The sequence below is a fragment of the Epilithonimonas sp. UC225_85 genome (genome assembly GCF_042695135.1).
Taxonomy (GTDB): domain Bacteria; phylum Bacteroidota; class Bacteroidia; order Flavobacteriales; family Weeksellaceae; genus Epilithonimonas.
In genome coordinates this window covers 1-24,520 of record NZ_CP170547.1, presented here as the reverse complement: position 1 = coordinate 24,520, position 24,520 = coordinate 1, and the positions used below count along the sequence as shown (strand labels likewise).

The 24,520-nt window shown below is 39.2% G+C and carries 18 protein-coding genes, 2 tRNA genes and 3 rRNA genes; 19 read left to right on the top strand and 4 right to left on the bottom strand.

The features are described from left to right. Positions 1 to 321 precede the first annotated feature (321 nt). The 9 genes from paaA (at position 322) to ACFJGY_RS00075 (ending at position 9,731) form a co-directional block, all read left to right on the top strand. The gene (gene paaA, locus ACFJGY_RS00115; protein WP_379966468.1) at positions 322 to 1,260 is read left to right on the top strand and encodes a 1,2-phenylacetyl-CoA epoxidase subunit PaaA; all 939 of its coding nucleotides are present in this window, start codon (positions 322 to 324) and stop codon (positions 1,258 to 1,260) included. A gap of 81 nt (positions 1,261 to 1,341) precedes the next feature. Then, a complete protein-coding gene (paaB, locus tag ACFJGY_RS00110; RefSeq protein ID WP_379966465.1) occupies positions 1,342 to 1,629 on the top strand; it encodes a 1,2-phenylacetyl-CoA epoxidase subunit PaaB in 288 nt (95 codons plus the stop codon). Between the two features lie 476 nt (positions 1,630 to 2,105). Beyond that, positions 2,106 to 2,870 (top strand): 1,2-phenylacetyl-CoA epoxidase subunit PaaC, encoded by a 765-nt coding sequence (gene paaC, locus ACFJGY_RS00105; protein WP_379966462.1) that lies wholly within the window; start codon positions 2,106 to 2,108, stop codon positions 2,868 to 2,870. 146 nt (positions 2,871 to 3,016) lie between these two features. After that, the gene (gene paaD / locus ACFJGY_RS00100) at positions 3,017 to 3,595 is read left to right on the top strand and encodes a 1,2-phenylacetyl-CoA epoxidase subunit PaaD (RefSeq protein ID WP_379966459.1); all 579 of its coding nucleotides are present in this window, start codon (positions 3,017 to 3,019) and stop codon (positions 3,593 to 3,595) included. A gap of 39 nt (positions 3,596 to 3,634) precedes the next feature. After that, the gene (locus ACFJGY_RS00095) at positions 3,635 to 4,021 is read left to right on the top strand and encodes a hypothetical protein (RefSeq protein WP_379966456.1); all 387 of its coding nucleotides are present in this window, start codon (positions 3,635 to 3,637) and stop codon (positions 4,019 to 4,021) included. Between the two features lie 48 nt (positions 4,022 to 4,069). Continuing rightward, positions 4,070 to 5,224: a 3-hydroxyacyl-CoA dehydrogenase NAD-binding domain-containing protein gene (locus ACFJGY_RS00090; protein ID WP_379966453.1), complete on the top strand. Its 1,155-nt coding sequence runs from the start codon at positions 4,070 to 4,072 to the stop codon at positions 5,222 to 5,224. A gap of 175 nt (positions 5,225 to 5,399) precedes the next feature. Next, complete coding sequence (pcaF, locus tag ACFJGY_RS00085) at positions 5,400 to 6,605, top strand: 3-oxoadipyl-CoA thiolase (RefSeq protein WP_379966450.1); 1,206 nt, start codon at positions 5,400 to 5,402, stop codon at positions 6,603 to 6,605. Between the two features lie 92 nt (positions 6,606 to 6,697). Beyond that, positions 6,698 to 8,743: a phenylacetic acid degradation bifunctional protein PaaZ gene (gene paaZ / locus ACFJGY_RS00080; protein ID WP_379966447.1), complete on the top strand. Its 2,046-nt coding sequence runs from the start codon at positions 6,698 to 6,700 to the stop codon at positions 8,741 to 8,743. A 232-nt stretch (positions 8,744 to 8,975) separates the two neighbouring features. Then, the gene (locus tag ACFJGY_RS00075; protein WP_379966444.1) at positions 8,976 to 9,731 is read left to right on the top strand and encodes an enoyl-CoA hydratase/isomerase family protein; all 756 of its coding nucleotides are present in this window, start codon (positions 8,976 to 8,978) and stop codon (positions 9,729 to 9,731) included. A gap of 277 nt (positions 9,732 to 10,008) precedes the next feature. Here ACFJGY_RS00075 and ACFJGY_RS00070 read toward each other — a convergent pair whose 3' ends face one another. The 4 genes from ACFJGY_RS00070 to ACFJGY_RS00055 form a co-directional block, all read right to left on the bottom strand. Next, on the bottom strand, positions 10,009 to 10,338 hold the full coding sequence (locus ACFJGY_RS00070) for a hypothetical protein (protein ID WP_379966441.1): 330 nt from the start codon (positions 10,336 to 10,338) through the stop codon (positions 10,009 to 10,011). 111 nt (positions 10,339 to 10,449) lie between these two features. Then, positions 10,450 to 11,130, bottom strand: coding sequence for a response regulator (locus ACFJGY_RS00065; protein ID WP_379966438.1), 681 nt, complete (start codon positions 11,128 to 11,130; stop codon positions 10,450 to 10,452). Between the two features lie 3 nt (positions 11,131 to 11,133). Then, positions 11,134 to 11,856: a sensor histidine kinase gene (locus ACFJGY_RS00060; RefSeq protein ID WP_379966435.1), complete on the bottom strand. Its 723-nt coding sequence runs from the start codon at positions 11,854 to 11,856 to the stop codon at positions 11,134 to 11,136. A 636-nt stretch (positions 11,857 to 12,492) separates the two neighbouring features. Next, a complete protein-coding gene (locus tag ACFJGY_RS00055) occupies positions 12,493 to 13,239 on the bottom strand; it encodes a hypothetical protein (protein ID WP_379966432.1) in 747 nt (248 codons plus the stop codon). 294 nt (positions 13,240 to 13,533) lie between these two features. On the opposite strand from ACFJGY_RS00055, the gene ACFJGY_RS00050 reads away from it, so the two are divergent. The 10 genes from ACFJGY_RS00050 to rrf all read left to right on the top strand — a co-directional run bounded on the left by ACFJGY_RS00050 (position 13,534) and on the right by rrf (position 24,389). After that, complete coding sequence (locus tag ACFJGY_RS00050) at positions 13,534 to 13,785, top strand: type B 50S ribosomal protein L31 (RefSeq protein ID WP_072996866.1); 252 nt, start codon at positions 13,534 to 13,536, stop codon at positions 13,783 to 13,785. 155 nt (positions 13,786 to 13,940) lie between these two features. After that, positions 13,941 to 15,101 carry a GlmU family protein gene (locus tag ACFJGY_RS00045; protein WP_379966429.1) on the top strand — a complete coding sequence of 387 codons (1,161 nt, stop codon included), beginning with the start codon at positions 13,941 to 13,943 and terminating at the stop codon, positions 15,099 to 15,101. Between the two features lie 143 nt (positions 15,102 to 15,244). Next, positions 15,245 to 16,897, top strand: a complete 1,653-nt coding sequence (locus tag ACFJGY_RS00040) for an Ig-like domain-containing domain (protein WP_379966426.1) — start codon at positions 15,245 to 15,247, stop codon at positions 16,895 to 16,897. Then, positions 16,894 to 17,337 carry a heme-binding domain-containing protein gene (locus ACFJGY_RS00035; RefSeq protein WP_379966423.1) on the top strand — a complete coding sequence of 148 codons (444 nt, stop codon included), beginning with the start codon at positions 16,894 to 16,896 and terminating at the stop codon, positions 17,335 to 17,337. The genes ACFJGY_RS00040 and ACFJGY_RS00035 overlap by 4 nt, the downstream gene beginning before the upstream one ends. Before the next feature lie 57 nt (positions 17,338 to 17,394). Further along, complete coding sequence (locus ACFJGY_RS00030) at positions 17,395 to 18,132, top strand: DUF3575 domain-containing protein (RefSeq protein ID WP_379966420.1); 738 nt, start codon at positions 17,395 to 17,397, stop codon at positions 18,130 to 18,132. A gap of 952 nt (positions 18,133 to 19,084) precedes the next feature. After that, positions 19,085 to 20,601, top strand: a 16S ribosomal RNA gene (locus ACFJGY_RS00025). 168 nt (positions 20,602 to 20,769) lie between these two features. After that, positions 20,770 to 20,843 (top strand) — tRNA-Ile (locus ACFJGY_RS00020). A gap of 85 nt (positions 20,844 to 20,928) precedes the next feature. After that, positions 20,929 to 21,005: transfer RNA gene (locus tag ACFJGY_RS00015), tRNA-Ala, on the top strand. A gap of 335 nt (positions 21,006 to 21,340) precedes the next feature. Then, positions 21,341 to 24,096, top strand: a 23S ribosomal RNA gene (locus tag ACFJGY_RS00010). 185 nt (positions 24,097 to 24,281) lie between these two features. Further along, positions 24,282 to 24,389: ribosomal RNA gene (rrf, locus tag ACFJGY_RS00005) — 5S ribosomal RNA — on the top strand. Together the 16S, 23S and 5S rRNA genes with 2 tRNA genes alongside form the textbook arrangement of a ribosomal RNA operon. Positions 24,390 to 24,520: the final 131 nt, after the last annotated feature.

Below are 24,520 nucleotides of genomic sequence, written 5' to 3'. Positions count from 1 at the left end.
ATTTCCGCCTTCCACTCCCAATCTTTTTTGTTCGAGATTTCCGTTAAGTTGAACTTGAGTACAAGCAAAAAAGGATTTCCGCTCAAGTCGGGCTGCAGATTCGGTGTAAAACAAGAGGAGGTTTTAACCACCACGTTTGTCATTCCGTAGGAAACCTAACGAAGTGGTTCGACGAAGTCAATCTCGACAGTTTAGATTCCTCCGGAATGACAAAAAAATTTTAAATTAATTCTTATATAAGTTCACGCCTTTGTGAACCTTAAAACAATTAGTAATAAAAAAACTTTGTGCGCTTTGTGTTCAAAGAAAAAAATAAAGAAAATGGAAAAAACAGAAATCAATTTAGAAGAACATTTTCAGAATAAAATAGACAGCGAAATCCGCATCGAACCAAAAGACTGGATGCCGGACGCGTACAGAAAAACCCTGATTCGTCAGATTTCTCAGCACGCCCATTCCGAAATTGTAGGAATGTTGCCGGAAGCCAACTGGATTACGCGCGCGCCAACTTTGAACCGAAAGAAAATCCTTCTTGCAAAAGTTCAGGACGAGGCTGGTCACGGTTTGTATCTTTATTGTGCTGCAGAAACTTTGGGCGTTACAAGAGACGAAACTATCAATGACCTGCATTCCGGAAAAGCGAAATATTCCAGTATTTTCAATTATCCAACTTTGACTTGGGCAGATATGGGCGCAATCGGCTGGCTGGTAGATGGCGCTGCGATTCTGAATCAAGTGCCTCTTTGTCGCGCTTCGTACGGACCTTACGCCAGAGCGATGGTTCGGATTTGCAAGGAAGAAAGTTTCCACCAGAGACAAGGTTACGAATTGATGATGAAACTAGCACAAGGTTCGCCGGAGCAGAAAGCAATGGCTCAAGATGCGTTCAACCGTTGGTGGTGGCCAACGTTGATGATGTTTGGCCCCAAAGATGCCGAGTCCGGAAACACAGAACTCTCGATGAAATGGCGTATCAAACGCTTCACCAATGACGAGCTGAGACAGCGTTTCGTAGACGTTTCCATTCCTCAGGCCGAATATCTGGGCCTGACGATTCCTGACCCAGACTTGAAATTCAATGAAGAAACCGGTCATTACGAATTCGGGGAAATCGATTGGGATGAGTTCTGGAAAGTGGTAAAAGGCAACGGCGCCTGCAACAAAGAACGTGTTGAAACCCGCAAAAAAGCCTTTGATGACGGCGCTTGGGTAAGAGAAGCCGCAACCGCTTACCACGAAAAAAGAAAATTAAGAGAATAACAAAACAGAAAAACAGTTTAATATAAGCCGGAAGATTAAAGTCTATTATCTCTAATCTATCCGTCTCTAATCTGAAATATTATGCAAAATACAGAATGGCCGCTTTGGGAGGTTTTCATCAGAAGCAGACAAGGGCTCGACCACAAGCATGTCGGGAGTCTCCACGCAGCTGATGCAGAAATGGCAATCCAAAACTCACGCGATGTTTACACCAGAAGGATGGAAGGCGTCAGCATTTGGGTTGTAGAATCCAAGCATATCCACGCTACAAATCCAGATGATTCCGAGGCTTTTTATGAACCTTCGGAAGATAAAGTTTACCGCCACCCGACGTTTTACCACGTTCCGGAGGAAGTTAAAAATATGTAGTCGTGAGGTTATGTAAAAAACGTCGAGGCCTTTTACCCAAAACCTTTCGACGAGTTAGTCAAAACGTCTCGACGTTTTAGGTAAAACCTTTCGACGTTTTGTAAGCCTCTCCCAGAAGGACTTATAGAGGTAAATTGGAATATTGGAAATTTAGTGAAAATGATAATTATGGCAGCTATTTCCGCCTTCCGTTCCCAATCTTTTTGCCTGGCTTTTCCAGCCATAAAAAAGGATTTCCACTCAAGTCGGGCTGCAGATTCTACATAAAAATAGATTTCGTTATAACCACGAAGTTTGTCATTCCGTAGGAAACCTAACAAAGTGGTTCGACGAAGTCAATCTAGACTGTTGAGATTCCTACGGAATGACAAAAAACTTAGAAGTCTAATTCTTTGATGAGTTTTACGTCTTTGCGAACCTTAAAACATTGTAATAAATAAAAACTTTGCGCACTTTGCGTTCAAATTCAACATAAAATGGAAAACAATAAAAACAACTGGCTCAATTATCTCCTGCACCTCGCAGACACAAGCCTGATTCTTGGTCAGCGCTTATGCGAATGGTGCGGAAAAGGTCCAGTTCTGGAACAGGATATTGCCTTGTCAAACATCGCTTTAGATTTTCTGGGAGAATCTTCCAACTATTATCAATATGCCGCTGAGGTTCAGAATGAAGGAAAGACCGAAGACGATTTGGCATTCCTCAGAAATGAGCGTGATTTCAAGAATCTGTTGCTAGTAGAAAAAGAAAACGGACACTTCGGAGACACGATTGCACGACAGTTTTTCTTCGATGCCTATCATCATTTATTATTGACAGAACTGAAACACCACTCAGATTTGAAACTCGCTTCCATCGCAGAAAAGTCTTTGAAAGAAGTCACGTATCATTTAAAATGGAGCAGCGAATGGATGATTCGATTAGGCGACGGCACAGAAGAAAGCCACAACAAAATTCAGAAGTCAGTCAATGATTTGGTGGATTTCACAGACGAAATGTTCATTCCGACAGATTGGGAATTTGAATTAATCGAACAAAAAATAATCCCCGACATCAGAACCTTCCGAACCAAATGGGAAAATAAAGTTCTGGAAATTCTGAACGAAGCCACATTGACAATCGATTTCGAGAAATCAAGGAAACTGACGGGCGGAAAAGACGGAAAACACACCGAGAAAATGGGTTACATCTTAGCAGAAATGCAAATAATGCAACGCACTTATCCTAATATGGAATGGTAGAGTTATACCAAAAAATATAATAACTCAATTTTGTCAAGCCACATAGTGGCTTAATGTTAATAGCGTCGGGTGAAACCCGATGTAGAATGACCAAAATGAAAAGAGCCCTGAAAGGGCGACATAATTATTAGCCTTTATAATAAAAAATGACAATCACAGAAAACGACATATGGCAAATCCTAAAGGAAGTTCCTGACCCGGAAGTTCCCGTTCTCAATCTTTTGGATTTGGGAATCATCCGTGATGTCAAGCTCCAAAGGAGTGAAATGTTTGTAGAAAATAAAAAATCCATTGAAAATAAAGCTCCAGAGGAGCGACATATTGGTTCTTCCGAAACCGAAGATGTTAAGCAAAATGAAATTGAAATTGTAGTGACACCAACTTACTCCGGTTGTCCTGCCACATCGATGATTAATATGTCGATTAAACTGAAATTGATTGAAAAAGGTTTCAATAATATCAAAATAACAAACCAGTTGAGTCCGGCTTGGACCACCGATTGGATGACAGAGGAAGGAAAACAAAAACTGAAAGCTTACGGCATTGCACCGCCTGTTTACTCAAAAAATAGTGACGAATTATTTTCAAAAACAGATGAGGTTGAATGTCCGCTTTGCAGTTCGAAACACACACATTTGGTAAGTCAGTTTGGTTCCACAGCGTGCAAAGCATTATACCAATGCGATGATTGCAAAGAACCTTTTGATTATTTTAAATGCCATTAAGATTAGAATAATTTTTGCCAAATAGTATTATTTATATTTATGAAAATCTCATCATCAAAATATCTTTTATTAATTATTATGTTGTTTTCATTTTGTGGATGCAATAAAAAATTTGAATCTTCAAAATGGATTTCGGAAGAAAATGGTTTGTATGGAGAAAACTATAGAAAACAAATGCTTGATGATTTAATTAATAATGTTCTAACTTTTCCTAAAACAAAAAATGAAAAAGGAACTGCAAAAAATAAAGTGGCACAATTAATTGGAAAATCTAAAATACGGGATTGCGAAGGAAATGATATCTATGAAATTGAAGAAAAGCAAGGTTCAATAGATCCAAATGGTTTTACAAATCTGAAATTAATTTATGACATTGATTCAACCTTAATTGGTTACATAATTGAAGATGGAAATTATAAGGAATAAATAAAAAAGTCATTTTACTTTTTACATTATACATTTTACAACAAAGAAATGAAAATAGCAATAGTCGGTAGTGGCGCAATGGGAAGTGGAATAGCACAGATTTTGGCAATTGCCAGAAACGAGGTTTTGTTGTACGACAGCAATCCACTTGCCGTAGAAAAAGCTGGTCAAAACCTTGAGGCACAGTTTCAGAAATTGGCTGAGAAAAGAAAAATGACATTCGAAGAAGCGGAGACTTATTTCGATAATATCAGATTGAGCGATAAATTATCTGAACTGAAAGATTCAGAATTAATCATCGAAGCGATTGTTGAAGATTTGGAAATCAAGAAAGACTTGTTCCAAAAATTAGAAGGTCTGGTTTCCGAAGATTGTATTTTAGCAACCAATACGTCATCATTATCGATTGCGTCGATTGCCTCAGCTTGTCAGAAACCGGAACGTGTGATTGGGATTCATTTTTTCAATCCGGCGCCTTTGATGGCTTTGGTTGAGGTAATTCCTGCGGTTCAGACGGATAAAAATTTAGTTTCAAAAGTGAAAAGTCTCGTTGAAAGCTGGAAAAAACTTCCGGTGATTGCAAAAGATACACCTGGATTTATTGTGAATCGCGTTGCAAGACCATTTTATGGAGAAGCCATTAGAATTTTGGAAGAAGGAATTGCGGACTGTGCGACTATTGATTTTGCTATGACAAGTCTGGGTGGATTCAAAATGGGACCATTTGAATTAATGGATTTCATTGGTCACGACGTGAATTACCGAGTGACGGAAAGTGTCTTCAAAGAGTTTTTCTATGACCCGAAATTCAAACCATCATTTGCCCAGAAGCGATTATTCGAAGCTGGTTATTTCGGAAGAAAATCAGGGAAAGGATTTTATGATTATTATGAAAATGCAGAACAACCTAAACCAAATGATAATCCGGAATTATTAGAATTAATATTCAAAAGAATCTTGGTAATGTTAATGAACGAAGCTTCAGATGTTTATTTCTTAAACGTCGCTTCTGCAGAAGACATCGACTTAGCAATGACAAAAGGTGTAAATTATCCAAAAGGATTACTGAAATGGGCAGATGAATTTGGATTGGAAAATATAGAAAAAGAATTGGACGAATTATATAATTTCTACCACGAAGACCGCTACAGATGCAGTCCGATTATCAGAAACTTAGTAAAACAAAATAAAACTTTTTATTAATTATTTGAACACAAGTACACAAGAAAATCTTTTGATTATGAAGTTTCACAAAGGCGTAAAACTTATAAGAGAAATTATTTTCGATACTTATATGAGCGAAGCGGCTTTGTGAAACTTCAAAATTAAAATCTTCGTGAGCATTGTGTTCAAAATAATCAACAATCAATCATAAAAAATGAACAACGCATATATAATAGATGGCATCCGAACGCCGATTGGAAAACTGAAAGGAAGTTTATCTTCCGTTCGTCCCGATGATATGGCGGCTTTTGTTATCAAAAAATTATTGGAAAGAAACCCGAACATCGACCAAAGTAAAATCTACGATGTCGTTTTAGGTTGCGCCAATCAAGCGGGCGAAGACAACCGAAATATCGCAAGAATGTCGGCTTTGCTTTCCGGGTTGGATTATCACGTGCCGGGAGAAACGGTGAATAGACTTTGCGCTTCTGGTTTGTCGGCAGCGATTAATGCAGCAAGAGCGATTCAGGTTGGCGATGCAGATTTGATGATTTCCGGCGGTGTCGAAAATATGACGCGCGGACCATTGGTCATTTCAAAGTCCGAAAATCCTTTTGGAGGCGATGCAAAAATCTACGATACGACTTTCGGCTGGCGATTCATCAATCCGAAAATGAAAGAAATGTACGGCGTAGATGCAATGGGAGAAACGGCAGAAAATCTGGCTGAACGTGACCAAATTTCTCGTGAAGACCAGGATTTGTTTGCCCTTAATTCTCAGCAGAAAGCGAAAATTGCTCAGGAAAGCGGAAGATTATCGCAAGAAATTGTTGCAGTCAATATTCCTCAAAGAAAAGGCGACGATTTGATTTTCGATAAAGATGAATTCCCGAAAAACGATACAACAATTGAAGGCTTATCAAAATTGAGAACGGCTTTCAAAAAAGACGGAACGGTCACAGCAGGAAATGCTTCTGGATTGAATGACGGCGCAGCGGTTAATTTATTGGCTTCGGAAAATGCGATTAAAGAATTTGGATTAACACCAAAAGCAAGAATAGTTTCCAGCGCAGTTGTCGGTGTTGAACCAAGATTGATGGGAATTGGTCCTGTAAAAGCAGCAGAATTGGCATTGCAAAAAGCTGGGTTGACTTTCAACGATATTGATATTATCGAATTAAATGAAGCATTCGCTGCACAAAGTTTAGCCTGCATCAGAGCTTGGGGATTGGATGACAATGATTCCAGAATCAATCCGAATGGTGGTGCCATTGCGCTTGGACATCCGCTCGGAATGAGTGGCGCAAGAATCCTGAATTCCGCAATGTACGAACTTCAAAACCAAAATAAAAAATATGCTTTGGTAACAATGTGCGTTGGTTTGGGACAAGGTTTTGCGGTGATTATTGAGAAAGTTTAATTAGTTGTAAAAAGTAGAATGTACAAAGTAAAAAGTACATTTAACGTCACATTCTACTTTGTACATTTTACATAATACTTAATACAGAAAAAATGCAACTAGAAAATTACGCGCTCGGAAGATGGACAAAAGGTGAGGGAGAAGGGCAGGCTTTATATAATTCCATCAACGGCGATTTGGTGGCAACGGCGACTTCCAAAGGTTTGGATTTTGCGGAAATGATGGATTATGCGAGAAAAATCGGTGGTCAGGCTCTTCGAAAACTGACTTTCCAGGAAAGAGGATTGATGTTGAAGAAACTCGCTTTCCATCTTTTGGAAAAGAAAGAAACGTTCTACAAAGTGAGCTGGGCAACCGGCGCAACCAAAGCCGACAGCTGGGTTGACATCGAAGGAGGGATTGGAAATCTTTTTGCTAATGCTTCACTTCGTAGACAATTTCCCGATTTACCTTATTATATAGATGGCGAATCGGTGAAGCTTTCCAAAGAAGGCACATTTATCGGTCATCATATTTGCACGCCGAAACGTGGGGTTGCGATTCATATCAATGCGTTTAATTTTCCGGTTTGGGGAATGCTGGAAAAAATTGCAGTCAACCTTTTGGCTGGTGTCCCTGCAATCGTAAAACCTGCAACAGCAACAAGTTTTTTAACAGAAGTCGTCGTTAAAGAAATCATCGCTTCACAAATTCTACCCGAAGGAAGTTTGCAATTAATTTGTGGTTCAGCCAACGGAATTCTGGAAAGTGTGACGAGCGAAGATGTTGTGACCTTTACAGGTTCGGCTTCCACAGGGAAAATGCTGAAGTCTCACCCAAGAATTCTTGAAGAATCTGTGCCTTTCAATTTGGAAGCCGATTCGTTAAATGCAATGGTTTTGGGCGAAGATGCAAAACCAGGAACTGCTGAGTTTGATTTGTTCATCAAAGAAGCCGTTCGTGAAATGACGACCAAAGCTGGACAAAAATGTACGGCGGTGAGAAGGATTTTAGTGCCTGTTAATTTGCTCGAAGATGTTCAGATTTCTCTTGGACAAAGACTTTCCACCGTTATCATCGGTGACCCGAATGTCGAAGGTGTGAGAATGGGCGCTTTGGCGAATAAAGACCAGGTGAAGGAAGTTTCCGGGAAAGTTCAGGAATTATCCAAAACTCAGGAAATTGTTTTCGGAAATTTGGATGATTTCGATGTGAAAGGTGCGGACAAAAACAAAGGCGCGTTCATTTCCCCGATTTTATTCCTTAATTCCGACCCTTTTAAATATACAGATTGCCATAATATCGAGGCTTTCGGACCAGTCAGCACGATTATTCCATATCATAATATTGATGAGGCGATTGAGTTGGCGAGAATGGGAAAAGGTTCGCTTTGCTGTTCTGTTGTGACGGCTGATGATGATTTTGCAAGAGAATTTGTCATCGGAGCCGCATCGATGCACGGCCGGATTTTGATTCTCAATTCTGATTGTGCAAAAGAAAGTACAGGTCACGGTTCGCCTTTGCCAATGCTGGTTCACGGCGGTCCGGGAAGAGCTGGCGGTGGCGAAGAAATGGGCGGAAAACGTGGCGTTCTTCATTATATGCAACGTACGGCAATCCAAGGTTCGCCAACGACTTTGACCACCATTACGCAACAATACCAATACGGTGGAAAGCAGTTTGAAGATAATATTCATCCATTCAGAAAGCATTTTGAAGAACTGAAAATCAGTGAAACTTACATCACGGCAAAACATACGGTTACAGAAGCGGATATTACCAATTTTGCCAATGTTTCCGGCGACAATTTCTATGCGCATATGGACGCAACATCTTTGGAAGAAACGATTTTCGAAGGCAGAGTAGCGCACGGTTATTTTATTCTGAGCAAAGCGGCGGGATTATTTGTTGACCCGAGAAAAGGTCCGGTTCTCTTGAATTATGGTTTGGACGAATGCCGTTTCGTGAAACCCGTTTATCCCGGAATGACAATTGGCGTGAAGTTTACCTGCAAAGAAAAAATCAATCAGGAAAAACGTGACGAAGACGATATTGCCAAAGGAATCGTCCGCTGGCTAGTGGATGTTTACGACGAAACCGGAGAAACTGTTGCGATTGCTACGATTCTGACAATGGTAAAGAAATTGAACCAAGAATAAATTAAGAAACAATATAAAAGTAAAAAGAATCAAGTATTTTCGAAGTTTTGAAATTATGGCAGCTTAATCCGTCCTCCGTTCCCGCTATTTTTTGCCAAGCTTTTCCAGCCCACAAAAAATGAGCTCCACTCAGGCCGGGCTGCGGATTCAACACAAAAATTCATATTTTGAGTAAATTAAGAACAAAGTAATCTTTTAATGTCTTAATTTTTTAATCATTTAATTTAATAAAATGAACGCCTACGTAAAATCAACCATAGAAAACGGAATCGGAACCATCGAGTTTTTTCATCCGCAAAGTAATTCAATGCCGAGTTCTCAACTTAAAAATCTGGTAGAAGAAATTGAAAAGTTGGGAAAAAGTGACGATGCAAAAGTCATCATCCTGAAAAGTGCTGGGGAAAAAGCATTTTGTGCAGGCGCATCTTTCGACGAACTGATTTCCATCCAAGACTTCGAAACGGGGAAAACATTTTTTTCGGGATTTGCTAATGTCATTAATGCGATGCGAAAATCTCCAAAACTCATTATTGCAAGAATCCACGGAAAAGCTGTCGGCGGCGGCGTTGGAATTGCGTGTGCGGCGGATTACACTTTTGCAACAGAAAATGCTTCGGTTAAGTTGAGCGAATTGGCTGTAGGGATTGGGCCTTTCGTTATTGGGCCTGTTGTAGAAAAGAAAATCGGGACTTCGGCTTTTGCTCAGTTAGCGATCAATGCGACTGAATTTTACGCCGCAGAATGGGCTAGGGAAAAAAATATGTTCCAGGATATGTACGAGACAACTGAGGAAATGGATGCAGAAATACAAATTCTTGCAGAGAAATTAGCAACTTCCAATCCCGAAGCAATGCTAAGACTGAAAGAAATTTTCTGGAAAGGAACAGATGATTGGGATCAACTTCTAAGCGAACGGGCAGAGATCAGTGGGAAACTGGTTCTGTCGGATTTTACGGTGAATGCGATTAATCAATTTAAAAATAAATAAAAACCACCTTTCAAATCTGAAAGGTGGCTAAATTTCATTCGGAAATTGATTCAGTTACTATAACTAATTTCCAAATGAGTTCTCATCGTTGTTTGTTTTTAGAATCTTTATTGTGTTCGTTATTGATATGGCAAATGTAGAAAGATAGGAGAAGCTCTGGTAGAGTGGAAATTACCAATTTGAAAATTGCGTATTTATACGGGCTCAATATTTTTCTTAATAAAAAATCCCACCAAAAAATTGATGAGATTTAAAAATATGAAATTTGGTTTTTGTTTTACAAAATAGGCTGTAAGATTTGCGGATGGCTTTTGACCTTTACATTTCTCGCCTTTATAACACGAAAATCCTGTTTTTCCGTTTGTATTACTTCAAATGTTTGATGTGTGGTCCCGATAGAAATGAATGGTTTGGCAGTGAAAAATCCGTCAGGTGTTTTGATAAATGCCGTGATTTCTACAATTGGACAGATGCGTTTTTGTGATTGCCAAGCCGAGTATGGATTTAAAATAAACTCGGTGTCTCTGCAAAAAACGGTCATATAAGATATCTCGCCTGAGATAATATAATTTGTGCTATTTATTATTTCTACTGATTGATAAGTCATAATGTAAAAATTAAAAATTGATTTTATGTTTTATTATGCCAAAGGAATAACAAATCTATCAGCTGTAATAGAGTAGAAATACTGAATTTTCGGATTAAGTATCCGGTAGAGTTATAATCTCACCGGAATAGAATGGATGTTGTTGATAATGGCATAAATAACAATCCCAACCGTGTTTTTTGCACCTATTTTATCAAGGATTCTTTGGCGGTGGCTTTCGACAGTTCTAGGACTCAGGAACAAAATATCTGCGATTTCCTGATTGGTTTTTTCCTGGCAGATCAGCTTTACGACATCTCTTTCCCTGTTGGATATTGTTTCTTCGGTGTCAAAAAGAGATTTTTTGCGGGAAGGCGTATTCATATAAGATAGCAGCATCTCGTGATCTTCTTTTGTGAAGTACATTCCGTTTTTATCAACTGCTTCTATGGCATCTATAAAGTCTTTTTTGCTGGAGTTTTTCGGAAGAAAAGCAGACACGCCCAACTTCACCATATATCCGAGAACGCTGCTTTTGTAATGGGAAGATAGAATAATGATCTTCAGATCCGGGTATTTTTTCTTCAGGATCTCAACGAGTTCGAAACCATCCATCGGCTGCATCTGGATATCAATCATTGCAATATCCGGAAAGTTATCTTGTTGTAGAGTTCCTAAATAATCAACAAGTTGGCTTGCAACTGTTGTCATATACTCTACAGAAATATTATTTTCCATAGAAAGCAGAATCTTTATTCCTTCCAGAATAAGCTGTTCATCATCTACCAGGACAAGTTTTATTTTTTTGCTCATGATTTAAAAAGGGATATTAATGATTATTCGGCTGCCTTTTCCGATTTTATTTTTCCATTTAAAAATACCTTTTACGGAATTGATTCTCGATTCTATATTTTTAAGTCCCATTCCTTTGCTTGCATTTTTGTAATCGAAACTCTGTCCGTTGTCAGAAAGGATCAATGTTAAAAATCCGGAATGATTTCTAATATAAATAGAAACTTCGTCTGCATTGGAATGTTTGATGACGTTGCTTGTAAACTCCTGAATCACTCTGTAGATTTGAACTTCTGTAAAAATATCTTTTCTTTGATATCGGCCGTCTATATATAAGGAGAGGTTTATTTTATAGGAAAGATTTGTCACCAGTTCCTGTAAATATAAAATCAAACCGAGCTTTTCCAAGTTCACAGGATATAGAGAATGGGAAATGTTCCTTGTAGAATCTATCAGCTCTGTGATTTGTGAAGTAATTACTTTTTTGGAAGAATCCTGATTTTCACTGTCAAGATTATTAAGCCAGAGAGAAAGAATATTGAGCCTATTCCCAATATCATCGTGCACCGTAATGGCAATTCTCTTTCTTTCGTCTTCCTGTCCTTTGATGTTTTCCAGCGTCAATTGTTTCTGATGATTGATTTCTGCCTGATGCTGAAGGTCTTTTTCCTTAATGATCCTGCTTATAAAAGTTTTATAAGCTATTAATATAAAGGATATAATGATGATCAAAACAATGATCAACATAATCAAAAATATGATATTTAGTTTTATTTCTTTAATTTTAAAAAGGTATATAGAAATGTAAAATATAAAATTACAAGTAACGAATTATTGATATTCCAAAAAATGTAAAAAGAATCCAAATGAAACGCAACCAGTTGATGCTGAAACATAAATATAAAAATACTGACGGTATAATATAGAAAAATCGCTGAGTCCAAGATTAAAAAATGATTTTTTATGGAGTGGTGTTTTATTTCCTGAATTAGTGAGTAGGCAATAAGACCAACCGTTATCAGATTAGAAACCGCTTTGGAATAGTCATTTTCGTATTGAGGTACCAGTTGGCTTAAGCCTAGAACAACCAAACTTAAGATTCCCGTTAAAAGGAAATATTTTTTATCAAGATTCAGTTTTTTGAGATAGATCCCTGTGAGCAAAAAGAATTCTCCGGCTATATAAATTGGATATAAAATTTCGTTCTTTCCTTTTATATCAAAAAACATTATCATTTCTATACAAAAGACGAAAAAGGCATAATAGATATACCATTTTTCATTTTTCGAGAATAGTTTATATTTTATAATAGCAAGAATAACTGCAGCAGTCAAAAAGATATCTGCTAAGAATGCGCTGATTTTAAAATAGTCTTCCACAATATTAAAAACCTATAGTCGAAGCTGTATATGGAGGACAAGCCTTTGACCAGTCATAAGTGTTGGAAGGAGACAATGTACCAACATTTACAAGACTTGGATTTTCAAAGCATGAGATAAAAATCAATGTAGGCAGCAATCTTTGATAAACCGAAGAATACTTCAATCCAAAAGCACAAACGAGACTGGTTGCGTCTTCCTGGTTTTGCAGCAAATCTGCTTTCGGGACATAGAAACTATTAAAAATCCTTTGACCGTTGAACTCCGTGACCTCAAGGCTTAGCCAGTCCATTCCGTTTTCTCTCCAGGATTCGATCTCATCCACGGCAGCTTGCTGTCTTGCAACAGGCTGATTGAGAATAGGAAAATTCATATCAGAGTCATTTTCACTTTTTTTAAGATCTTTTGACAATGTATAGTTGTTTGTCACCGTATAAGTTTTTGTCTGGCTAAGTTTAAGATCATTATTCAGGGGTTCTAGCGTTGTATATTCGTAGTTCCTTAATTCTATCACCTCGCCGGTACTGCTTCTTGGAGTCAATATGAGTATCAATTGCTCTTCTAAAACACCAATGTCTAAACGAAAGTAAGATTCGGATTCGTTTTCTTCATCCAGCCATTGGATCTGTTCCGGTAATAGGGTAAAAACTTTTTCCGGAGATATAATGCTTTGTAATTCAGCGTAATTAGATTTTGCGAGATTCCAGTAAGAGGTTGTAATATTATAATTCTCAAGAGTTAAAATAGCCATAATTTTTCAATATTTTAGTTCGGATAAAATTAAAGAAAGAAATCTATAAAAGCAATATTAATAACTGGTTATTAGTATATAAATGATAAACAAGGTATTAAAATATAACATATTTATTATTACCATAAGTAAGGATTAATTTTTTTTAAACATCAGGTTATATTATATGTAAATATTAATCAAGAAAAATTTGCAGAATAGAAAAGTTTTACTATTTTTGCATCCTCAAAACCAGAGTTGTTGGATCCATTACGTCCGATGCTCATATTATAATAAATTTTAAAACTTCTGAAAATGAAACAAGGCATACACCCAGAAAATTATAGATTAGTAGTTTTCAAAGATATGAGTAACGAAGAAATGTTCCTTTGCAAATCTACTGCTGATACTAAAGATACTATCGAATTCGAAGGACAAGAATATCCATTGATCAAAATGGAGATCTCTTCTACTTCTCACCCTTTCTACACAGGTAAAACCAAATTGGTTGATACTGCAGGTAGAGTTGATAAGTTTATGAACAAATACAAAAAATTCGCTAAATAATTTTAGCAGATTTTTAAGAAATATCAAAACCTTTCGGATTTCCGAGAGGTTTTTTTGTTAAATTTGCTTCCATTAGAAGTTAGACTTAGGGTTAGAAAATTAAGTTTTCACGCTTCTGTCTAATATCTGATATCTCACATCTAATATCTAATAAAATGCAGCTTGTTTTTTCAGACGCACAATATTGGGAAGATTTTCTTCCGCTCACTTTCACAAGACCTGTCGCAGAAATGCGTATGGGAATCCTGACATTTTCGGAAAGATGGCAAAAACTTCTAAATATTGATGAAGTGTTTTACATCACAGAAAATTATCTTCAGGAAAAATTCCAAAAGCCGGAACCAAAACAAAGCCTTTTTATAGTCCCGAACTTTTTCCCATCAGATGAAGTGCTGAAGCAAATCAAAGAACTTCAACCCGGCGAAGCTTTGGTTTATGACAACGAGGTTCTTGTAGCCAACATCAATATGGAAAATTTCTCACTCAATCAGATCAGTAAAATGACCGACATCACGGAGGAATTATTATTCATAGAAAAATCAACGGATATTTTTTCTCACAATGATTTTGCAATCAATTTTGATTTTGAATTGGTGACGAAAGGAAGAACGTCTGAAGAATTATCCTCAACCAATGGATTTATCGGCGAAAAAGAAAATCTCTTTATTGAGAAAGGCGCAGTTATAGAATTTTCCACCCTTAATTGCAAAACCGGAAAGATCTACATCGGGAAAAATGCCGAAATCATGGAAGGTTCCAATATCCGCGGATCGTTGGCACTTTGTGATGACTCAAAAATAAATCTTGGAACCAAACTTTATGGCGGAACTACGATTGGCCCGCATTCCAAAGTCGGTGGCGAAGTCAACAATATTGTCATTTTTGGATATTCCAACAAAGGGCACGATGGTTTCTTAGGAAATTCCGTAGTTGGCGAGTGGTGCAATCTTGGCGCAGATACCAATTCATCAAACCTGAAAAATAACTATGCCTCCGTAAAACTCTGGAATTATAGAAAAAAAAGGTTTTTGGATACAGGCTTACAATTTTGCGGATTGATAATGGGCGATCATTCCAAAACGGCAATTAATACACAACTCAATACAGGAACTGTGGTTGGTGTAGCTGCCAATATCTTCAAATCTGGTTTTCCGCCGAATCTTGTCGACAATTTTTCCTGGGGCGGGATGAAGGGCGACGAAAAATTCCGGCTGGACAGATCCTATGAAGTGGCAGAAAAAGCAATGGAACGCAGAAAAATTCCAATTACCGAATCTGACAAAGATATTTTGAAGTACATCTATAATGAGTTTTAATTTTAAAACTCATTTTTTTTTAAGATAAAATTAGCTTCCTTTCGGGATGTGGAAAACAATTTTATATCAAAGTTTGCGTATTTTTGCTGATTAAGATTTTAGTATAATATCTAATATCTAAATTCTAACATCTATATTTTATAATGAAGCAGTTTCTTCTTTGGCTTTTTGCATCGTTGGTTTTGGTAAGTTGTGCCAGGGTTGGTTCTCCTATTGGAGGCGCAAAAGATTCTATCCCACCAAAAATGATCGGTTCCAATATCGATACCACAAGAATCAATGTTCGAAGAGATATCAAAGAATTGAGAATTGATTTTGATGAATATATCACTTTGAAGGATGTCAGCAAAAATCTGATCATTTCGCCTCCCATCAATTACACCAAAATTATCCCATCATCTACAGGTAATAAATATCTACAGATCCAATGGAAGGATACTTTGCAGGCAAATACGACTTACAATTTCAATTTCGGAAATTCTATTGTTGATCTTAATGAGAATAATGTTTTGCCATATTTCAATTTCGCATTTTCAACAGGAAGTAAACTGGATGATCTTTATATCAGCGGTACAATTGCCGATGCTTTAGGAAATGATAAAAATACTGAAGGAAAAGAGAAAAATCTGGTGGTTGGTCTTTATCAGGTAAAAGATACGATGAACTATCGTCAGAAGCCATATTATATTAGCAAAGCTGATGCTGATGGTTATTTTGAACTGAATTACCTCACGCCGGGCAAATACAGAATTGTCGGGTTTGATGATGAGAATTCTAATTCTATATATGACATCGGAAAGGAAAATGTAGCTTTTCAGAAAGAAGAAATTGATCTCGTAAATAATATCTCCGGCTTGAAACTAAAAGCTTTCCCATCCAAAAAAACCGTTAAGTACAAAGAAATGACTATTTCTACGGGAGGCGTGACGATGCTGTTCGACGGAAAACCCGAAAAAGTGGTTGTAAAAGCAGTTGATGGAAAGCCGGTAGATTATAAAGTGACGCACAAATCAAAATCGGACTCAGTAAGGATTTGGTTTGATGCGGTTAAGGAAAATATTGGTGCAACAGTAAGTGAGAATCTCAAATTTTCTTATGATACGGGCTCCAAACAAGACACGATGTCTATCTTTTATAAGAAACCTGCAAAAGATGAGATGACAATCGCAAATCCCTTCTCAAACAAATTGGCTCCGGAAACAGATTTCCGATTTTCTTCCAACTATATTATTACTAAAATTCAGCCGGAAAACTGGAAACTGGAGTCCGACAGTATTGTACAAAACTTCACAGCAAAAATTTCGGAGTTGGATTCAACACAAATTATTATCAAATCAAATTTCGTAACCGGTAAAAAATACCAGCTGACTGTTCCGAAAAATACGGTTGGGTCTTTTTATAACAGATCTAGTGAAAGTGTTCGTTTCGATTTCGAAGTTGCAAAACCGGAAGAATTCGGAAGTTTCACAGCACATATCAAAAATCTGCCTTCTCAAAAATTCTGGATTCAGCTGTTAGATGAGAAAAATGATCCTGCTTATCAGCAATACACAAATCTGGCAGATGTCAAATTCATTAACCTAAAGCCCGGAAATTATAAATTAAGGATTTTGGTAGATAACAATGAAAATGGAATTTGGGACAATGCAGATTTTGCCACAGGAGTTTTGGCAGAAGATGCGTATCTCTTCAGAAAAGCAGGAGAAAAAGAATTAATGAGCAAGATCAATGTCCGTCCAATGTGGGAAATCAATGAAAATTGGGATCTTACCAAAGAAGAGCAGCCAACCAATTGAAAAAGATAATACTTTGGACCGCCGTTGTTTTTTTAGGAATTCAACTTATTCCTGTTGACAGAGAAAACAAACCTGTAAATAAGAAAGATAATTTTGTAGACATATACAAAACACCTGAGAACATCAGAACGATTTTAAAAAATGCCTGCTACGATTGCCATTCCAACGAAACCAAATATCCAGGCTATTCATACGTTGCCCCAATTTCATGGGCTGTCAAGGATCATATCAATGATGGTCGCGAGCATCTCAACTTTTCAGAATGGGCTTCATATAATAAAGAACTCAAAGAAAATGCTGTTGAGAAAACAATTTCCACCGTCCGGGATTTACAGATGCCTTTACCTTCTTATATAGGTTACCATCCAAAATCGAATCTGACAACAAAACAAAGAAAAGATCTGCAGGATTATTTTGCTGGACTTCAAAAAAGTAATTAAAAAATAATTTTTAGTCATACTTCAAATATTTTATATATTTGAGAAAAACTAAAAGTTATGAATAAGATATTAATTACAATATCGCTACTTTGTTCATTAATTGCTAATGCTCAGCAGAAAAACGAACAGGAAAAGATGAATCTTGTCAAGATGAATCTCACCGCTATTGCCTTTCGCAATTACCAATTTGCCTACGAGAGGTTATTTACCAAAAGATTTTCGGTTCAGGTCTCTTACGGATTCATTCCGGCCGGCCAGGTTCCTTTGATAGATGAGGTCATCAAGGATGATAATGTGGACAATATAAAATTAGGCGGCAGCAACATTACGGTAGAACCAAGGTTTTATCTTGGTAAAGGTTACGGCCATGGCTTTTATGTTGCTCCATATTATAGATACTCTCATTTTAATATAGACAACCTTACTTACCGCTACACGTCAGAAGATCCTGCTGTCGTTGACAAAAAAATTCCGATTGCCTTTTCAGGAAAAACCAATTCTAATAATATAGGATTGATGATTGGTGCGCAATGGCTGTTAGGCAGAAGAGACAATTGGGTTTTGGATGTCTGGTTTATTGGAGGGCATTATGGCGGAGCAACCGGAACCATCACTGGGAAATCTGCACGCGCCCTCACGCCTTACGAACAAAATCAACTGAAAGAAGACATAGAAGATTTAGATATCACACTTTTCAAATATAAGGTAACTACCAATTCTTCCGGTGCGGTTATAGATTTAGATTCAGATTGGCTTGGTGTCAGATCTGGCATTTCATTCGGATATAGATTCTAAAATAATAATATTTGGGGCAATTCCGCAAAATTGCCCCTCCTTTATCCAGCGCAATTTTGCGGACCGGGCTATCCGATACAATCTTTTTATAAAGATTTGCCCACTCCTTTCCCTTTCCAAATCTTTATAAAAAGGATTTCCTCTACTATCCCTATTGCGGATTACAGCATAAATACAAACCTATTCTCCAAATGACGGGATTCTGTCAAAATTAATCACCTTGAAAATCAGTGCGATAATTAAATGATTGTTTAAAATTCATAAATTTATTTGCAGATTATAAAAAAGTTACTACTTTTGCAACCGCTTTAAGAGAGCAGCGCAGGAGCCCAATAGAACGTATACGAGAAGGATTAGGTCTTACTAATAAGGTTTAATTTTTTTGAAAAAAGTTTTGTTGGATAGAAAAGAATACATTATCTTTGCAGGCCCAAATCGAGAGATTGGCGGAGCGCAGGAGTTGATAAGAGATACGAAATTATATAACCGTTTAGATGGTTAAAAAAAACTTCAAAAAAGTTTTGGTAGTTTCGGAAATGTTTTCTACTTTTGCAATCCCAAATCGAAAGGTTTACGGAGCGCAGGAGTTGATAATAAACGAGACTGTATAATCTTTAGGGGTTAGAAAAAAACTTCAAAAAAGTTTTGGTAGTTTCAAAAACATTTTCTACTTTTGCAATCCCAAATCGAGAGAAGAGGAAGCGCAGGAGACGAGTTAAAAACATATCAAAATAACTTTCGGGTTAATTAAAAAAAACTTTAAAAAAGTTTTGGTAGTTTAGAAAAAACTTTTTACTTTTGCACTCGCAAATCAGGGTCAACAATGACAGATTAAGAATCCTGAGGAGGCGAACAGAACGCAGTTCATTGACATAACATATAACAACCAAGTAAGAAAAAACCAAAGCGTCAATTTTTATTAATTGAGTTGAGTATAAGGACAAACAAACATACAATGGAGAGTTTGATCCTGGCTCAGGATGAACGCTAGCGGGAGGCCTAACACATGCAAGCCGAGCGGTATTTGTTCTTCGGAACAGAGAGAGCGGCGTACGGGTGCGGAACACGTGTGCAACCTGCCTTTATCTGGGGGATAGCCTTTCGAAAGGAAGATTAATACCCCATAATATATTGAATGGCATCATTTGATATTGAAAACTCCGGTGGATAGAGATGGGCACGCGCAAGATTAGTTAGTTGGTGAGGTAACGGCTCACCAAGACGATGATCTTTAGGGGGCCTGAGAGGGTGATCCCCCACACTGGTACTGAGACACGGACCAGACTCCTACGGGAGGCAGCAGTGAGGAATATTGGACAATGGGTGAAAGCCTGATCCAGCCATCCCGCGTGAAGGACTAAGGCCCTATGGGTTGTAAACTTCTTTTATACAGGGATAAACCTACTTACGTGTAAGTAGCTGAAGGTACTGTATGAATAAGCACCGGCTAACTCCGTGCCAGCAGCCGCGGTAATACGGAGGGTGCAAGCGTTATCCGGATTTATTGGGTTTAAAGGGTCCGTAGGCGGATTCGTAAGTCAGTGGTGAAATCTCATAGCTTAACTATGAAACTGCCATTGATACTGCGAGTCTTGAGTGAGATTGAGGTAGCTGGAATAAGTAGTGTAGCGGTGAAATGCATAGATATTACTTAGAACACCAATTGCGAAGGCAGGTTACCAAGTCTTAACTGACGCTGAGGGACGAAAGCGTGGGGAGCGAACAGGATTAGATACCCTGGTAGTCCACGCCGTAAACGATGCTAACTCGTTTTTGGGTCTTCGGATTCAGAGACTAAGCGAAAGTGATAAGTTAGCCACCTGGGGAGTACGTTCGCAAGAATGAAACTCAAAGGAATTGACGGGGGCCCGCACAAGCGGTGGAGCATGTGGTTTAATTCGATGATACGCGAGGAACCTTACCAAGACTTAAATGGGAAATGACAGGTTTAGAAATAGATCCTTCTTCGGACATTTTTCAAGGTGCTGCATGGTTGTCGTCAGCTCGTGCCGTGAGGTGTTAGGTTAAGTCCTGCAACGAGCGCAACCCCTGTCACTAGTTGCTAACATTCAGTTGAGGACTCTAGTGAGACTGCCTACGCAAGTAGAGAGGAAGGTGGGGATGACGTCAAATCATCACGGCCCTTACGTCTTGGGCCACACACGTGCTACAATGGCCAGTACAGAGGGCAGCTACCAGGTGACTGGATGCGAATCTCGAAAGCTGGTCTCAGTTCGGATTGGAGTCTGCAACTCGACTCTATGAAGCTGGAATCGCTAGTAATCGCGCATCAGCCATGGCGCGGTGAATACGTTCCCGGGCCTTGTACACACCGCCCGTCAAGCCATGGAAGTCTGGGGTACCTGAAGTCGGTGACCGTAAAAGGAGCTGCCTAGGGTAAAACAGGTAACTAGGGCTAAGTCGTAACAAGGTAGCCGTACCGGAAGGTGCGGCTGGAACATCTCATTTTAGAGCGTCTTTTAGACGATAAACAAAATTAAAGAGCCTTATACTTATTAAAGCTTTGGTTTTTTACTCGGTTGCTTATATAAAAATATAACCCCTAAAGATTAGTATCAGGGAACAAGAGATAATTAACAATTATTAATTAAAAATTAATAATTAGTAATTAGAGAGAGTCTCGTAGCTCAGCTGGTTAGAGCGCTACACTGATAATGTAGAGGTCGGCAGTTCGAGCCTGCCCGAGACTACTAATTGAAAAGACGGGAAGATAAAAGAAAAAGAGTCAAGATTAAGTCTTGTATCTGATGTCTTTCATCTCCAAGTCTAAAACAGGGGGAATTAGCTCAGCTGGCTAGAGCGCCTGCCTTGCACGCAGGAGGTCAAGGGTTCGACTCCCTTATTCTCCACCAAGTTACTGAAAAGTAACAAGAACAGAAGATTATACATTTACGAAAGACAATATTTATGGACAAATGGGTCCGGCATTACAATAATGTACATATTATTGAATGTAAAGAGTTCGACTCTCTTATATATTACTGTTTTATGACTTTAATTTAAAAGTTACGGATAGAGCCAAAAACAATATCTGTTCATTAAAGGCGTAAGAAGATAAAAGATCATTGACATTAACGATAAGAACATCACAAAGAGAAAACCGAGCGCAATTGAGCGCTTGAGTTTATAAAAATACCGTCTCGTCACTTGTGACGAGACAAAAATACTGAACTAATTAATAATTAGGAAAGAAATCGTTAAGGGCGTATGGCGGATGCCTAGGCTTTCAGAGGCGACGAAGGACGTGGTAAGCTGCGAAAAGCTGCGGGGATTGGCACACACGAATTGATCCGCAGATGTCCGAATGGGGCAACCCGGCTGGTTGAAGACCAGTCACCTCGTAAGAGGAGCAAACCCGGAGAACTGAAACATCTAAGTACCCGGAGGAAAAGAAATCGAAGAGATTCCGTAAGTAGTGGCGAGCGAAAGCGGATTAGCCCAAAAGTCTTTATATGTTTAATAGAATGTTCTGGAAAGAACAGCCATAGACGGTGATAGCCCGGTATATGAAAGGCATACATAGATGATAAATGAGTAGGGCGGGACACGTGAAATCCTGTCTGAATATGGGGGGACCATCCTCCAAGGCTAAATACTCCTGAAAGACCGATAGTGAACAAGTACTGTGAAGGAAAGGTGAAAAGCACTTCGAATAGAAGGGTGAAATAGAACCTGAAACCGTACGCCTACAAGCGGTCGGAGCAGATTTATTCTGTGACGGCGTGCCTTTTGCATAATGAGCCTACGAGTTAATTTTACTAGCGAGGTTAAGGACTTAAGGTCCGGAGCCGGAGCGAAAGCGAGTCTGAATAGGGCGCTTAGTTAGTAGGATTAGACGCGAAACCTTGTGATCTACCCATGGGCAGGTTGAAGCTTTGGTAACACAAAGTGGAGGACCGAACCGGTTGACGTTGAAAAGTCTTCGGATGACCTGTGGGTAGGGGTGAAAGGCCAATCAAACTGGGAGATAGCTCGTACTCCCCGAAATGCATTTAGGTGCAGCGTTGAGACAAGTTTATTAGAGGTAGAGCTACTGATTGGATGCGGGGGAGTCAAATCCTACCAATTCCTGACAAACTCCGAATGCTAATAAATGTTTCTCAGCAGTGAGGGCGCGGGTGCTAAGGTCCGTGTCCGAGAGGGAAAGAACCCAGACCAACAGCTAAGGTCCCTAAATATATGCTAAGTTGAAACAACGCGGTTGGACTGCATTGACAGCTAGGATGTTGGCTTGGAAGCAGCCATTCATTTAAAGAGTGCGTAACAGCTCACTAGTCGAGCGGTCCGGCATGGATAATAATCGGGCATAAGCATATTACCGAAGCTATGGATTTGTAATTTATTACATCTGGTAGGGGAGCATTCTATTTGCACAGAAGCAGTATCGTGAGGTATTGTGGAGCGGATAGAAAAGAAAATGTAGGCATAAGTAACGATAAAGCGGGCGAGAAACCCGCTCACCGAAAGACTAAGGTTTCCTCAGCTATGCTAATCAGCTGAGGGTTAGTCGGGACCTAACGCGAACCCGAAAGGGGTAGTGGATGGACAATGGGTTAATATTCCCATACTTGCTCACACTAAAAAGGGGACGGAGTGACGTAGCTACTGGAGACTGACGGAATAGTCAAGACCTAGCCTTCGGGCGAAGTTGCTGTAGTGAAATCGCTTCCAAGAAAAGCCGAAGTGAAGCAACCCGTACCAAAACCGACACAGGTGGTCGAGGAGAGAATCCTAAGGTGCTAGAGTGAATCATGGCTAAGGAACTAGGCAAAATAGTCTCGTAACTTCGGAAGAAGAGACGCCAGCAGCAATGCTGGCCGCAGTGAAGAGGCCCAGGCGACTGTTTATCAAAAACACAGGACTCTGCTAAATCGAAAGATGCTGTATAGGGTCTGACACCTGCCCGGTGCTGGAAGGTTAAGGAAGGGCGTTAGCAGCAATGCGAAGCGTTTGACTGAAGCCCCAGTAAACGGCGGCCGTAACTATAACGGTCCTAAGGTAGCGAAATTCCTTGTCGGGTAAGTTCCGACCTGCACGAATGGTGTAACGATCTGGGCACTGTCTCAGCCATGAGCTCTGTGAAATTGTAGTCTCGGTGAAGATGCCGAGTACCCGCAATGGGACGAAAAGACCCTGTGAACCTTTACTATAACTTCGTATTGACTTTGAGTAAGTAATGTGTAGGATAGGTGGGAGACTTTGAAGCAGGCACGCTAGTGTTTGTGGAGTCAACGTTGAAATACCACCCTTTACTTACTTGGAGCCTAACTTCTTTTAGAAGGACATTGCGTGGTGGGTAGTTTGACTGGGGTGGTCGCCTCCAAAAGAGTAACGGAGGCTTTCAAAGGTACCCTCAGCACGCTTGGTAACCGTGCGTAGAGTGTAATGGCATAAGGGTGCTTGACTGTGAGACCTACAAGTCGATCAGGTGCGAAAGCAGGACATAGTGATCCGGTGGTTCCGTATGGAAGGGCCATCGCTCATAGGATAAAAGGTACTCCGGGGATAACAGGCTAGTCTCCCCCAAGAGCTCATATCGACGGGGAGGTTCGGCACCTCGATGTCGGCTCGTCACATCCTGGGGCTGGAGAAGGTCCCAAGGGTTGGGCTGTTCGCCCATTAAAGTGGCACGCGAGCTGGGTTCAGAACGTCGTGAGACAGTTCGGTCTCTATCTATTGCGGGCGTTAGATGTTTGAGAGGGCTTGAATCTAGTACGAGAGGACCGATTTGAACAAACCTCTGGTGTATCAGTTGTACCGCCAGGTGCACCGCTGAGTAGCTACGTTTGGAAGAGATAAGCACTGAAAGCATATAAGTGCGAAACTCGCCTCAAGATGAGACATCTTTTAAGGGTCGTTGGAGATGACGACGTTGATAGGCTATAGGTGTAAAGACAGTAATGTCATAGCCGAGTAGTACTAATTACCCGTAGATTTATTGCCTAATTGGCAGTTGCTCAATTGCGCAACAAGGTTATCTCTTTGTGAACGTTTTTATCGATAATTATTAGACTAGAAGATGATAGACTGATAGATGATAGACTTTAATAGTCTTTTTGCCTCCTATCTATTAATCTCAAATCTAATAATATAAATATATTGTACATCCTTTTGTACAAAACAGCCTTTAGGGTGGTTTTAGCAGAGGGGCTCACCTGTTCCCATTCCGAACACAGAAGTTAAGCCCTCTAGCGCCGATGGTACTGCGAAAGCGGGAGAGTAGGTCGCCGCCAGTTTTTTTAATCCTCAATCATTCATTTGATTGAGGATTTTTTTTGATCCAAACTCAAATATATTCTAAGAACATTTATAAGTAAAACTGATAAAATATAAATACCGAATCCCCCACATCATAAATTGAAGGTAT